Source organism: Flavobacterium segetis (assembly GCF_900129575.1).
GTDB classification, from domain to species: Bacteria; Bacteroidota; Bacteroidia; order Flavobacteriales; family Flavobacteriaceae; genus Flavobacterium; species Flavobacterium segetis.
The window spans coordinates 1-1,692 of the sequence record NZ_FQWE01000023.1 but is presented as its reverse complement, the minus strand read 5'-3'; the positions used below and the strand labels follow the sequence as shown (position 1 = coordinate 1,692).

At 33.9% G+C, this 1,692-nt stretch carries 1 protein-coding gene; it reads right to left on the bottom strand.

What is annotated here, in order from left to right:
- Nucleotides 1-439: 439 nt before the first annotated feature.
- On the bottom strand, nucleotides 440-1,516 hold the full coding sequence (locus BUA99_RS14700; protein WP_072994040.1) for an IS110 family RNA-guided transposase: 1,077 nt from the start codon (nucleotides 1,514-1,516) through the stop codon (nucleotides 440-442).
- Nucleotides 1,517-1,692: the final 176 nt, after the last annotated feature.

Sequence of the window (1,692 nt, the reverse complement as noted above, 5' to 3'; positions counted from 1 at the left end):
TAACAGCTAGGGTTCCTATGTAAAGCAATTAAAGTTATTAAAAACTTTTTAAAGTGAGCGATATGTTGATATTTTTCGAGTAAAAAATGCCATTCCATCGGCTTGTTGGAAAAGTTGGAAACAACTTTTTGTCCGCCGTAGGCTTTGGACAGAAAAAGTTATTCTGACTTTTTCAATAATGCCACGATTAATTTTACTACTCTTTTATTCCATAATTATTCATTTAAATTCTTAAATCTCAGGCTCCTATTTGTGGTCTAAATCAATAGCCACCAGCATCGGTCTGGTTGTAAGAATAACAAAAATAGCTGCCTGCTTCGTATGTAGCCCATGCTTTTGCGTATGGCTACCACCCTAGCTTTGCAGTCTATTTTTTCTTATTTCATTGTGAGAACTTTAAGAAAGTTATTTTGATCTTTCGCTACTCTAATTTCTAATTTTAAACTTCTTGTTTTTCTAGAATCATATTTTTGTTAATTTGACAAGGAGTTTGGGTCTTAACTACCGATAGTATTCTTCTAGTCATTTTATGAGCTACTTTTATAATTATGTTTTTTACATTTTTACCCTGATGTTTTCTATAATACTGTTGCATCTCAAGATCTTTTCGTACTGCAATCCAAGCGGCTTCAATCAGATAACTTCTTAATTGACTTCTACTTCGAGGGGTAATTCCTAAACATTTTTCGCTACCGCCACTGTCGTGCATTCCAGGAACAATACCAATAAAACTAGCAAATTGTCCTTCAGTATTAAAACGTCTCAAATCGCCACATTCAGCTATGATAACAGAAGCTAAAAAGCCGCCAATACCAGGAATACTCTTCAATAAATTGTAATCTTCTTTGTGCTCTTTACGACAATAAGCTCGCATCTGATTGGCAATTTCTAAATATTCTGATTTAATAAATTTTAACATTCTGATTTTTCCTTGCAAAGCTAAATCACCACAAATAGTGCTAAAGTTGAGCTTTTCTAACCATTCTATAAATCCATTAGGCCAATTAGAATTGTCATATTCTTCTGGAATACCTATTCCGTGAAATAATAACAAACTTTTGATTTGCAATTTAGTAGCCCTCAATTTTTTGGTAACCTGCGTTCTATGTCGTGCCAAACTTGTAAACTGATCTTCGGCTTCGGTAGGAATATTGATTCCTTTTAAAGTGCCAGATTTTAACTGGTTGGATAAATTTTTAGCGTCTAGAGCATCTGTTTTTTGATAACGTTCTTTATTTCCTGTTTTCACGTCAGCTGGATTGACTACTAAGACATTCCAAGCTAAATTCAAGAAATATCGCGCTACGGAAAATCCGCAACAACCTGCTTCATAAACCAAATACACTTCATGATTGTGAAAATTTTTATTTACATATTCCTCTAAATCGGAAGATTTTGAAGGCATCAAATAAGTTTTATGAAAAAACAAATCGGTCTGGATTGAAACTGTCCATGTTTTCTTGTGTATATCCAAACCAATATATACTTTTGGACTAGTAGTAATTTGAGTACTCATATCATTAAAGTATTAGCAGACAGTAATAAGCTGTACTGCAGTTAGTATTTATTTCGAGGCTCAATTTACTGCTTTTACATGAATGCTTCGTTGCGTTCGAAGAACGAACAATGAACCCGCGGTTGAACGGAACCGATTACATGCCGTCAACACTATGGAGTTATCGTAAAATTATT